The 9,886-nt window shown below is 64.0% G+C and carries 10 protein-coding genes; 3 read left to right on the top strand and 7 right to left on the bottom strand.

Annotated features, from left to right (window positions below):
* Positions 1–196 precede the first annotated feature (196 nt).
* The 3 genes from VMS96_15935 to VMS96_15925 all read left to right on the top strand — a co-directional run bounded on the left by VMS96_15935 (position 197) and on the right by VMS96_15925 (position 2,308).
* Positions 197–508 carry an ATP synthase F0 subunit C gene (locus tag VMS96_15935; protein HVP44916.1) on the top strand — a complete coding sequence of 104 codons (312 nt, stop codon included), beginning with the start codon at positions 197–199 and terminating at the stop codon, positions 506–508.
* A gap of 184 nt (positions 509–692) precedes the next feature.
* Complete coding sequence (locus VMS96_15930; protein HVP44915.1) at positions 693–1,601, top strand: ABC transporter ATP-binding protein; 909 nt, start codon at positions 693–695, stop codon at positions 1,599–1,601.
* Entirely contained in the window at positions 1,601–2,308 is a 708-nt protein-coding gene (locus tag VMS96_15925) for a hypothetical protein (protein ID HVP44914.1), read from the top strand. Before VMS96_15930 ends, VMS96_15925 begins: the two co-directional genes overlap by 1 nt.
* Positions 2,309–2,397: 89 nt before the next feature.
* Here VMS96_15925 and VMS96_15920 read toward each other — a convergent pair whose 3' ends face one another.
* From VMS96_15920 to VMS96_15890, 7 genes are all read right to left on the bottom strand, one after another.
* Complete coding sequence (locus VMS96_15920; protein ID HVP44913.1) at positions 2,398–3,834, bottom strand: NADH-quinone oxidoreductase subunit N; 1,437 nt, start codon at positions 3,832–3,834, stop codon at positions 2,398–2,400.
* The gene (locus VMS96_15915) at positions 3,831–5,348 is read right to left on the bottom strand and encodes an NADH-quinone oxidoreductase subunit M (GenBank protein ID HVP44912.1); all 1,518 of its coding nucleotides are present in this window, start codon (positions 5,346–5,348) and stop codon (positions 3,831–3,833) included. Before VMS96_15915 ends, VMS96_15920 begins: the two co-directional genes overlap by 4 nt.
* Positions 5,345–7,597: an NADH-quinone oxidoreductase subunit L gene (gene nuoL / locus VMS96_15910; GenBank protein HVP44911.1), complete on the bottom strand. Its 2,253-nt coding sequence runs from the start codon at positions 7,595–7,597 to the stop codon at positions 5,345–5,347. Before nuoL ends, VMS96_15915 begins: the two co-directional genes overlap by 4 nt.
* A gap of 58 nt (positions 7,598–7,655) precedes the next feature.
* Positions 7,656–7,958, bottom strand: coding sequence for an NADH-quinone oxidoreductase subunit NuoK (gene nuoK / locus VMS96_15905; GenBank protein HVP44910.1), 303 nt, complete (start codon positions 7,956–7,958; stop codon positions 7,656–7,658).
* Complete coding sequence (locus tag VMS96_15900; protein ID HVP44909.1) at positions 7,958–8,464, bottom strand: NADH-quinone oxidoreductase subunit J; 507 nt, start codon at positions 8,462–8,464, stop codon at positions 7,958–7,960. Before VMS96_15900 ends, nuoK begins: the two co-directional genes overlap by 1 nt.
* A complete protein-coding gene (gene nuoH / locus VMS96_15895; protein ID HVP44908.1) occupies positions 8,464–9,522 on the bottom strand; it encodes an NADH-quinone oxidoreductase subunit NuoH in 1,059 nt (352 codons plus the stop codon). Before nuoH ends, VMS96_15900 begins: the two co-directional genes overlap by 1 nt.
* A gap of 43 nt (positions 9,523–9,565) precedes the next feature.
* The coding region (locus VMS96_15890) for a hypothetical protein (protein HVP44907.1) at positions 9,566–9,886 on the bottom strand (321 nt) is incomplete at its 5' end.

Genomic DNA, 9,886 nt, shown 5'->3' with positions numbered 1-9,886 from the left:
TTTGTGCTGCTGACAACGGTGTATTTGTCGGGAGCGGTGGCGGAGGAGCACTGATTTGGGAGTCAGGAGTCAGGAGTCGGGAGTCGGCGCTGACTCCTGACTCCCGACTGCTGACTACTGCTGCGAGCGTGAGGGCGTCTGCACGAGGATGACGTCAACCACCCACTGGCGGCGATTCATAGAAGGAGCAACACCGATGCGCAAAACAATGATGTATGTCTTCCTGGTCATGGCGGCGCTGTGCTTCGCCATGCCCGTGTACGCCCAGGGGGAGCACGCCGCGGCGGCGGGTCCCAACTGGGTGGCGATCACTTCCGGCTTCGCCATGGCGATCGCCTCGGCGGTGTGCGGCCTGGCGCAGGCGCGGGCCACTGCGGCCGCCGCCGAGGGGCTGGCGCGGAACCCGGCGGCCCGTCCGGGCATCCAGCTGGCGCTGATCCTTGGCCTGGCGCTAATCGAGTCGCTGGCGCTCTATACGCTGGTGATCATCTTCGTCAAAGTCAAATAGGGATCTGATGTGAAGAAGCCTCCGCTAAGGCGGGGGCTTTTCTTGTTGATCGGGTAATTGGGGAATCGGGTAATTGGGTAATTGAAAAGCTCACCACAAAGGACACAAGGGTAAACACGAAGGGCACAAAGGAAGACCCGCGTTTCCCGGTGGCCTCTGTGTCCTCTGTGGTTAAATCTTCAGCATGGCGGCGGTGCTTGAGTTCGAGGGCGTGAGCAAACGCTACCGCTCCTGGTTTCAGAGAGGACGGGCGGTGGATGCGCTGGCGGATTTCTCGCTGGCGGTCGAGCCGGGTGAGATCCTCGGTTTCCTGGGACCGAACGGCGCGGGGAAGACCACCGCCATCCACCTGGCGCTGGGATTCATGCGTCCCAGCAAGGGCTCCGGGCGCATGCTGGGGAAGCCTTTCGGACACGCGCCCACCCGCGCCCGGGTCGGGTTTCTGGCGGAGAACGTCGCGCTGTACCATCGCCCGGCACTGAAGCTGATCCGCTTCTACGGCGCGCTGAACAAGCTGCGCGATCCCGAACTGGCGCAGCGCGCCCACGCCGTCCTGGAAACCATGGAGCTGGAGGCGGTTTGGGACCGCAACGTAGGCAAGTTCTCGCGCGGGATGCTGCAGCGGGTGGGGCTGGCGCAGGCGCTGGTGAACGACCCCGAGCTGTTGATCCTGGACGAGCCCACGTCGGCGCTGGATCCGCTGGCACGCGTGGCGGTCCGCGAGCTTCTGCTGGGCGCCAAGCGGGCGGGCAAGACCGTGTTCCTCAGTTCGCACCTGCTGTCGGAGATCGAATCCATCTGCGACCGGGTAGCCATCCTGCATCGCGGGCGGCTGGCGAGGATGGGGCGGACGGCGGAGCTGCTGGAGTCGCGGGACAAGCTGGACGTCACCGCCCGCGGCATCCCGGTCACGGCCTTTGCCGGGGCCCAATCGCTGAACGGCCTGGTGCGCTTCGTCATTCCCAAGTCGCAGCAGAGGCCGGCGCTGGAAAAGGTGTGGAGCCTGGGAGGAGAGGTGGTCTCGGTGTATCCGGAGCGGCAGTCGCTGGAGCAGATCTTCATCGAGTTCACGGGCGGCGAGGCGGTGAAGTGATGCGCGCCATGTGGCTGATCGGCGGCAACCTGATCCGCGAACAGCGCTGGCTGGCGCTGGTGCTGGCCTTCTACGTCCTGACCATGACGGTATTCCTGTCGCGGGAGAGCCGGATCGCGGCCGGGGACGTCGCTTTCCTGGTGAAGCAGCAGGCGATCTATGCGGTGCTGTTCAGCGCGATGCTGGCGCTCTCGACCATCCACAACGAACGCAAGACGCGGCGCATCCTGGCGGTGCTCTCGAAGAGCGTGACTCGGGGCCAGTACATCGGCGGGCTGCTGCTGGGCATCATGGTGCTGATCAGCAGCTACTGCGCGCTGGTGTTCCTGGCAGGCGCATTCCTGGCGCGCCGGATCGATGTTCCAGTCGTCCAGGTCGGGTGGATGATGCTGGTGGCCCTGGTGGCGGCGCTGCTGGCGGCCACCATCGCCCTGGTCTTCGCCAGCCTGCTGCATCCCGTCCTGGCGACCGCAGCCACCGGCCTGATCGTGGCGCTCCCGATGGCGCTGGAAGCCGTGCTGGGCCACCGAGCGGAGCTGGTCCTGCCGGTGTATTCGCTATCCATGACGATCGCTCGCAGCACGTTCGATATCTCCTGGAAGGTGGCCGGGCCGATGCTGGCGGCCGGAGTGGCGGAGGCGGCGGTGGTGGGGATGCTGGCGGTGGCCGTGTTCTCGCTGAAAGACATTGCGGTGGCGGTGGAATGATCTGCGATTTGTAACTGGTGATTCGTGATTTGCTAAGTAAGAGTCAGATACTTTGAACTTTACAGATTACAAATTTCAACTTCACCAATTCATTTGATGAGCTGGGCGGCGCCGGCCTGGGCGAATTCCAGCACGTGGCCGGGCAACACGCCCAGATAGATGGTGGCGAGCACGCTCACCGCGAGCGCCACTCCCAGAGTGGGAGAGATGGGTGGCAGCGGCTCTTCCTGCTCCGGCTCGCGCATATACATCACCACGATCACGCGCAGGTAATAGTAAGCGGCGATGGCGCTGTTGATGACGCCGAGCACCGTCAGTCCGACCAGGTTGGAGCGCAGGGCGGCGCTGAAGACGTAGAACTTGGCGAAGAAGCCGCCGGTGACCGGGATGCCGATCAGCGAAAGCAGGAAAATGGTGAGGCACGCGGCCAGGACGGGATGGCGCCGGCCCAGGCCGGCGTAGTCGTCGATACTGACGTAGCGCTCGCCGGCGGCGGCGAAGTGGCTGACCACGGCGAAGGCGCCCACATTCATGGCGGCGTAGGCGGCGGTGTAGAACATGGCGGCCGAGACGCCGATGCCCTGGGCGGCGGCAAAGGCGATGAGCAGGTATCCGGCGTGGGCGATGGAGGAGTAGGCCAGCATGCGCTTCACGTTGGACTGCACCAGCGCCCCGATGTTGCCGATGAACATGGAGAGCACGGACGAGATCCAGACCAGCCAGAACCATCCGGGAACCGAGGCCATGAAGAAGATGCGCAACATGACGGCGAAGACCGCGGCCTTGGGGGCGGTGGACATGAGGGCGACCACGGGGGCGGGCGCGCCTTCGTAGACGTCGGGGGTCCAGACGTGGAAGGGCGCCGCCGCGATCTTGAAGCCCAGGCCGACGAACATCATGGCCACGGCGCAGAAGACCAGGGCCGAGTGGTGTCCGGTGCGCAGCACCATGCCCAGGTCGATGATGCTGGTGGAGCCGGTGGCGCCAAAGACCAGGGCCACGCCGTACAGGAAGAAAGCGGTGGCGAACGAGCCCAGCAAGAAGTATTTCAGCGAGGACTCGCTGCTGATGGCGATGCGCCGCCGGAAGCCGGCCAGGATGTAGGTCGAGATGGAGGAGATCTCGAGGGCGATGAAGACCAGCACCAGCTCCATGGCCGACGACATCAGCACCATGCCGACGCTGCCGAAGAGGATGAGGGCGTAGAACTCGCCGGCGTGGATCTGCTGGGTGTCGAGGTATTCCAGCGAGGCGAGGATGACCACGGCGGCGATCAGTTCGATGACGAAGTGGAAGAAGACGCTGAAATCGTCCACCAGTACCAGGGAGAAGAAGGCGAGGCCCTGATTGTCGGCCTGCAGGACGGTGGCGGCCAGGGCCGCGAGCGTCCCGGCGAGGGCCACGATGCCCAGGGGCTTGCGCGATGCGCGCGGGCCCAGCAAGGGCTCGGCGAGCATCACGATGACGCCGAAGACGGTGAGCACGATCTCGGGCAGGAGGCGGATGTAGTCTTCGGTCGGGATCATGGGCCCACCAGCCTTCCCAGCTCCTGGGCGAGCGGCCCGAGGGCGATGCGCACTGCGGGATCGATGGAAGCGAACCAGACCGGCGGGGCAATGCCCATGATGAGGGCGGCCACGGCCGTGGGCCAGAGGGCGATGCGCTCGCGGATGTCGATGTCAGGCACGGTGCGGTTCGCGTCGAGCTTCACGGTGCCGAAAAAGACCCGCTGGTACATCCAGAACAGATAGCAGGCGCTCCAGACGACCCCTGAGGCCGCGAGGATGCCGTAGATGGCCTTGGCGCGGAAGGCGCCGCTCAGTACCAGGAATTCCCCGATGAAGCCGTTCAGCATAGGCAAGCCGACCGAGGAGAGAGTGATCACCAGGAAGAAGGTGGCATAGACGGGCATGGGGGTGGCGAGGCCGCCGAAATCGGTGATCTCGTAGGTGTGGCGGCGCTCATAGAGCATTCCGGCCAGCATGAAGAGCGCGCCGGTGGAGACGCCGTGGCTCAGCATCTGGTACACGGCGCCGTCCACGCCCGCCTGGGTGAAGGTGAAGATGCCGAGCACGACGAAACCCAGGTGGCTGACCGAGGAGTAGGCGATCAGCTTCTTCAGGTTGGGCTGCACCATCGCGACCAGCGCGCCGTAGATGATCCCGATGATGGCCAGGGTGACGATCCAGGGAGCGTGCTCCCGCGACTGGGCGGGGAAGAGCCCGACGTTGAAGCGCAGCAGGCCGTAGGTGCCCATCTTGAGCAGGACACCGGCCAGCAGGACGGAGCCGGCGGTGGGGGCCTCGACGTGGGCGTCGGGCAGCCAGGTGTGCAGCGGGAACAGAGGCACCTTCACCGCGAAGGCGACAAAGAAGCCGAGGAAGAGCCACTCGCCGGCAGTCGTGATGTTGGCGATCTGCTCGGTGCGCAGCGCCTGCTGGATCACCAGGTAATCGAAGGAGCCGGTCTGGGCGTACAGCCAGATGATGGCGGCCAGCATGAACACCGAAGCCACCATGGTGAACAGGAAGAACTTCACCGCGGCATAGACGCGCCGTTCGTGGCCGTACATGCCGATCAGCAGGGCCATCGGGATGAGCGAGGCTTCCCAGAAGAAGTAGAAGAAGAAGAGGTCGAGGCTGACGAAGACGCCGATCATCGCCGTCTCGAGCAGCAGGAAGAGGATGAAGAATTCCTTCACCCGGTCATGCACCGACTTCCAGGAGACCAGCACGCCCAGGGGCACCAGGAAAGTGGTCAAGACGACCAGCCAGAGCGAGATGCCGTCCACGCCCAGGTGGTAGTGGATGTTGGGCGAGGAGATCCAGGGAATGTTTACGTCGAACTGGAAGCCCGGCTTGGCGTTGTCGAAGTAGATGGGGAGATGCAGGGAGAGGATGAAGTCCACTAGGGCGATGATGAGGGCGAAGGAGCGGATGCTGCTGTCGCGCCGGGGGAAGAACACCAGGAACAGCGCGCCGAGAGCGGGCACAAAGGTGACCAGGCTGAGGATGAGCGGGTTCAGAGCGTGCGGGCTCATCGGACACCTCGCCAGAGCATGTAGAGCAGGGCCAGGGCGGCGCCGGCGGCGACCCAGCCGGCGTAGGAGCGGATGTTGCCCGACTGCATCGTGCGGACCTCGCCGGAGAGAGCGCGCGCGCCGTCGGCGGCTTCATTCACCGTCTTGTCGATCATACCGACGTCAATCGCGCGCCACAGAAGCTGGCGCGAGCCCTCGATCAGCGGCCAGACGAACAGCGCCTGATAGCCCTCGTCCACGTAGTACTTGTTGCGGACCGCGTCGTAGAGGCCGCCGAGGTGTGCGGCGACCTTCTCCGGGAGGTCGCGGCGCTTGTAGTAGAGCAGCCAGGCGAAGAAGAGGCCCATCGCGGCCGCGGCCACGGACACCAGCATGAACGCGATCTCGGTCGAGGCGCTCTCAGGATGGGCTTCAGCAGCCTGCTCCACCTGCTGGAACGCCGGTGCGAGGAAGTGCTCGAAGTGGTTCGAGCCCCAGATCGCCTTGGGCCAGCCGACCCATCCGGCAGCCACGCTGCCTATAGCCAGCAACACCAGCGGGGCGAGCATGACCCACGGGCTCTCGTGGGGCGCATGATGTGCTTGCGGCGCGGAGACCGCCTTCGGCGGATGACTCGCTTCGGCGAAACGGAGGGTCGCAGTCCCCTTGCCGTCGCTGAGGTGCTTCACGTCCCGTTCCAGGTACATCATTGCGCCTTTAGGAAACGTGGCCCGCAGCAGCAGGGATTCGCCACTCTTTTCCGAGTAGGCAATGGTTCCGTGGCGCGACTTCACTTCGTGGAGGACCAGCTTCTCGAATTCAGCGGGAACCAGGATCTCGGCCGTGTCTGCGTCCAACGGCGCGGCGGATGCTTTTTCGTCGGAGACCGGATGACCAGGCGCATGCGCGTGGCCAGCGGTTTCAGCGCCGCGATACTCCCCGAAGAACGTCAGGAACCAGAGCCGGAACATGTAGAACGAAGTCATCAGGGCGGTGAGGACGCCGAGCAGCCACAGCAGCCAGTGTCCGTGCGGGCTGGAGTAGGCCTGCCAGAGGATCTCGTCCTTTGAGAAGAAGCCGGAGAGCGGGAAGAAGCCGGCGATGGCAAAGGTGGCAGCGGTCATGGTCCAGAAAGTGACCGGCATGTACTTCTTGAGGCCGCCCATGTTGCGCATGTCCTGCTCGCCGCCCAGGCCGTGGATCACTGAACCGGCGGCCAGGAAGAGCAACGCCTTGAAGAAGGCGTGGGTCATGAGGTGGAAGATGGCGGCGGAATAGGCGGCGACGCCGGCGGCCAGGAACATGTATCCGAGCTGGGAGACGGTGGAGTAAGCCAGCACGCGCTTGATGTCGGTCTGGGCCATGCCAATGGTGGCGGCAAAGAACGCGGTGAAACAGCCGACGACGGCCACCACCAGCAGCGCTTCGGGCGAGCGGCTGAAGATGGGATTGGAGCGGCAGACCATGTACACGCCGGCCGTCACCATGGTGGCGGCGTGGATCAGCGCCGAGACCGGGGTGGGGCCTTCCATGGCGTCGGGGAGCCAGACGTAGAGTGGCACCTGGGCCGACTTGCCGGCGGCGCCCACCATCATCAGGATGGCGATGGCGGTGAGCACGCCTGGGGCCGCTTCCACCGGCAGGCGTGCCGCCGCGGTGAACACCTCCGCGTAATTCAGCGAGCCGAAGTGCTTGATCAGCAGGAAGAGCGCGATGAGGAAGCCGAAGTCTCCGATGCGGTTGACGATGAATGCTTTCTTGCCGGCGCTGGCGGCGGAGTCACGCAGGAAGAAGAAGCCGATGAGCAGGTAGGACGCCAGGCCCACGCCTTCCCATCCGACGAACATCAGCAGGTAGTTGTTCGCCAGCACCAGGGTCAGCATGAAGAACATGAACAGGTTCATGTAGGAGAAGAAACGGTAGAAGCCGCCTTCCTCCCACATGTAGCCGACCGAGTAGATATGAATGAGGAAGCCGACGCCGGTGACGACCAAGCTCATGACCAGGGAGAGCTGGTCGAGCATGAAACCGAAGTCCACGCGGAAATCGCCGGCCTGGATCCAGGCAGCGAGGACTTCGGTGTAGGGCGTCTGATCGGAGGGCAGGCCGGCGAAACGCAGCGCCGCGATCACCGACCAGAGGAACGCCGCAGCGACGAACACCAGCCCGACCGCCGCCACAACCCGCTTCGAGAAGTGACGCCCGAAGAGGCCGTTGATGGCGGCTCCGAGGAGCGGCAGGACCGGGATCAGCCAGAGATTCAGATTCATTTCAGTCGTCAGTCGTCGGTCGTCGGCCAAAAACCGAGTACGACGACCACAAACCCGTTTACAACTTCAATAAATTGACGCGGTCGACGTTCAAGGTCTCGCGCGTGCGGAAGACAGTGATGATGATTGCCAGGCCCACCGCAGCTTCGGCCGCGGCCACAACCATCACGAAAAAGACAAACACGTGCCCGCTGAGCTGGTGCCACTCGTAGGCGAAAGCCACAAAAGCCAGGTTCACTCCGTTCAGCATCAGCTCGATACACATGAAGATGGTGATGATATTGCGCTTGATGAGAAAGCCGACCACGCCGCAGGAGAACAGGATGGCGCTCAGCACCAGGTAATAGTGGACCGGGACCATTACTGTTCGCCCCCTCTCCGGCCGAGCACGACCGCGCCCATGATGGCGATCAGGATCAGCACCGAGGTGACTTCGAAGGGAAGCAGGAAGTCGCGGAAGAGCAGCCGGCCGACCTGCCGAGTGCCGCCCAGAAAGCGCCCGATCTCGACCTGCATCCCGGGAGCGCCGCGAGTGGCCAGCGCGTAGATGAGCGCTCCCCCACCCAAAGCGACGGCGGGATATCCGAAGATCTTGGCCACCCGGCTGGCGGCGCCGTCGTGCTCCTCCTCGCCGGCATTGAGCAGCATGATGACGAAGACGAACAGCACCATGACGGCGCCGGCGTACACGATCACCTGGATGGCGGCCACGAACTCGGCGCCCAGCAGCAGGTAGAGCACCGCCAGCGCGCCCATCACCACGATCAGCGACAGGGCGCTGTTGATGGGGTGCTTCTGCGCCAGCAGGTTGATCGCACCCGCTACCGCCACCGCCGCAAAGACGAAGAATAGAACCGGATGGATCATCACGATCTCAACGCCACCACCAGGCTGGTCACGACCACGTTGGCGATGGCCAGTGGCAGCAGCACCTTCCAGCCGAATGCCATCAGCTGGTCATAACGGAAGCGCGGCAACGTCCCGCGCACCCAGATGTAAAGAAACAGGAAGAAGAACACCTTCACCATGAACCACAACACGGGCACGACCGGCTTGAGCAGCGCCGGGGTGAACGAGGGCACCGGGCCGTGCCAGCCGCCGAAGAAGAGGACGGTCGCCAGGCACCCGACGGTGATCATGTTTGCGTATTCCGCCATGAAGAAGATGGCGAACTTCATGGAGCTGTACTCGGTGTGGTAGCCGGCCACCAGCTCGGTTTCGGCTTCAGGCAGATCGAAGGGCGTTCGGTTGGTCTCGGCGTAGGCGGCCATCAGGTAGATGAAGAAGGCGACGAATTGAAAGCCGGTGAAGAAATTCCAGTTGGGAATGAAGCCGTAGACGCGCCCCGCCTGCTTGTCCACGATGTCGCGCAGGCTGAGAGACCCGGAAAGGATCAGCACGCCGATGAGCGAGAGGCCCAGCGCCAGCTCGTAGCTGACCATCTGGGCGCTGGCGCGCAGCGCGCCCAGCAGCGAGTACTTATTGTTGGAGGACCAGCCGGAGAGGGCGACGCCGTACACGCTGATCGAGGTCACCCCCAGGATGGCCAGCAGGCCGACGTTGATGTCGGAGATCTGCAGCGGCGTAGTGATGTTCTTGCCGATGTGCAGGAAGTTCCCGAAGGGGATCAGGGAGATGCTGGTCAGGGCCAGGGTGAGCGAAAGGATCGGCGCCAGGATGTAGATGGGGCGGTACACGTGCGGCGGCGTCAGGTCTTCCTTCAGGATCAACTTCAGGCCGTCGGCCAGGGGCTGCAACAGGCCGAAGGGGCCGACCCGCGACGGGCCCCAACGATTCTGGATGTGGCCCACCAGCTTGCGTTCCAGCCAGACCGTGTAGGCGACCGCGGTCAGCAGGACCACGATCACGATGGCGATTTTCACCACGCTGACGATGAGGAACGTCGCTATGTCCGGGTAATCCAACGTGCTCTTTCTGAGACACCCTGACGGCGTCTCTACCGCTATATCAATCGGCCGCGACCTCGCTGTGCTTTACGCCCTCGTTCTTCTCGGTGACCGAGTTCAACGCCTTCGAGTACTTGCCGAGCGTGCCCGAGGAGAAGAGGTTGTCGTCGGCCGGATGGATCAAATGGGCCGCGTCCTGCTGCCTGCCGGTCGGCCCGCCGAGCCGGGTCGGCACGTCGTTGCCGGCCAGCAGATCGAGGCGCGAAACCTGGTAGCCCGGCACCAGCCGCTGGATCTCGTCGAGCAACGCCATGGGATCGAACGGACTAAGTCTGGGCTCGAGGCCGCGCGATTCCAGGTACACGATGTTGCGGTCGGTCTC

The sequence above is a fragment of the Terriglobales bacterium genome (genome assembly GCA_035543055.1).
Lineage (GTDB): Bacteria > Acidobacteriota > Terriglobia > Terriglobales > Acidobacteriaceae > JAIQFD01.
The sequence above is the reverse complement of the archived record's forward strand: the minus strand, read 5'-3'. Positions and strand labels throughout refer to the sequence as shown.

What these genes read in the sequence shown, in the direction of transcription:
- nuoK (HVP44910.1), bottom strand. Translation starts at nt 7,958, where the DNA reads ATGGTCCCGGTCCACTATTACCTGGTGCTGAGCGCCATCCTGTTCTCC.
- VMS96_15930 (HVP44915.1), top strand. Translation starts at nt 693, where the DNA reads ATGGCGGCGGTGCTTGAGTTCGAGGGCGTGAGCAAACGCTACCGCTCC.
- VMS96_15920 (HVP44913.1), bottom strand. Translation starts at nt 3,834, where the DNA reads ATGATCCCGACCGAAGACTACATCCGCCTCCTGCCCGAGATCGTGCTC.
- VMS96_15935 (HVP44916.1), top strand. Translation starts at nt 197, where the DNA reads ATGCGCAAAACAATGATGTATGTCTTCCTGGTCATGGCGGCGCTGTGC.
- VMS96_15900 (HVP44909.1), bottom strand. Translation starts at nt 8,464, where the DNA reads ATGATCCATCCGGTTCTATTCTTCGTCTTTGCGGCGGTGGCGGTAGCG.
- nuoL (HVP44911.1), bottom strand. Translation starts at nt 7,597, where the DNA reads ATGAATCTGAATCTCTGGCTGATCCCGGTCCTGCCGCTCCTCGGAGCC.
- VMS96_15915 (HVP44912.1), bottom strand. Translation starts at nt 5,348, where the DNA reads ATGAGCCCGCACGCTCTGAACCCGCTCATCCTCAGCCTGGTCACCTTT.
- VMS96_15925 (HVP44914.1), top strand. Translation starts at nt 1,601, where the DNA reads ATGCGCGCCATGTGGCTGATCGGCGGCAACCTGATCCGCGAACAGCGC.